Origin of the sequence: Methylophaga sp. UBA4204, from assembly GCF_002379485.1 — a bacterium.
Taxonomy (GTDB): domain Bacteria; phylum Pseudomonadota; class Gammaproteobacteria; order Nitrosococcales; family Methylophagaceae; genus Methylophaga.
In genome coordinates, this window is sequence record NZ_DFTU01000089.1 from 1 (window position 1) to 430 (window position 430).

Consider the following 430-nt stretch of genomic DNA (forward strand, 5'->3'; position numbering starts at 1 on the left):
CTTAAATCGCCATTTTTGGAGCTTTGTGACCAATCACGTAATGACCTTAATGTGTCACTTTGTGAAAGTAATAACGGATCCTGCTCGGCAAGAGTCAGTCGATGATGACATAGATAATTACCACGGCCTTTGAGGATAGCCGCCTGAAACGGTACGGCCAACGCTTTACGCAATGTGGGTAAGTCACGTCTAAATAATTGATCCTGAAGATTTTTGGTGCCGGTGGAAATAAAGACTTTTTGACCCGATAAAATGGCCGGTGCCAGATAAGCGAAGGTTTTACCGGTTCCAGTTCCGGCTTCAGCGACTAAAACTGTAGCAGAGGCCAGAGTATCGGCAATACGCTGAGCCATTTCCTGTTGTGCCTGACGCGGATGATATCCCTTGATTTGCCTGGCCAGAATGCCGCCATCAGCAAAAATCTGTTGTA

1 protein-coding gene is annotated in these 430 nt (G+C 46.5%); it reads right to left on the minus strand.

Annotated elements, in window-relative coordinates; all coding sequences use genetic code 11:
- Positions 1 to 430, minus strand: a 430-nt coding sequence (locus B3182_RS13215) for a DEAD/DEAH box helicase (protein WP_349677937.1), incomplete at both ends; no start/stop codon positions are given.